Source organism: Marinomonas gallaica, assembly GCF_001639745.1.
Taxonomy (GTDB): Bacteria; Pseudomonadota; Gammaproteobacteria; order Pseudomonadales; family Marinomonadaceae; genus Marinomonas; species Marinomonas gallaica.
In genome coordinates, this window is sequence record NZ_LTAX01000092.1 from 1 (window position 1) to 260 (window position 260).

Annotated in this window: 3 tRNA genes; all 3 read right to left on the minus strand. The window is 46.5% G+C overall.

Going from position 1 to position 260, the window contains the following annotated elements:
• Window position 1 precedes the first annotated feature (1 nt).
• A tRNA-Gln gene (locus AYW76_RS18760) sits at window positions 2-76 on the minus strand.
• A 12-nt stretch (window positions 77-88) separates the two neighbouring features.
• Window positions 89-165 (minus strand) — tRNA-Met (locus tag AYW76_RS18765).
• A 20-nt stretch (window positions 166-185) separates the two neighbouring features.
• Window positions 186-260 (minus strand) — tRNA-Gln (locus AYW76_RS18770).

Sequence of the window (260 nt, forward strand, 5' to 3'; positions counted from 1 at the left end):
ATGGCTGGGGTAGCTGGATTCGAACCAACGCATGACGAGATCAAAACCCGTTGCCTTACCGCTTGGCTATACCCCAATACATTAAAATTGGTGGCTATGACTAGATTCGAACTAGTGACCCCATCATTATGAGTGATGTGCTCTAACCAACTGAGCTACATAGCCTTTCCTAAATTGTATTTTAATGGCTGGGGTAGCTGGATTCGAACCAACGCATGACGAGATCAAAACCCGTTGCCTTACCGCTTGGCTATACCCCA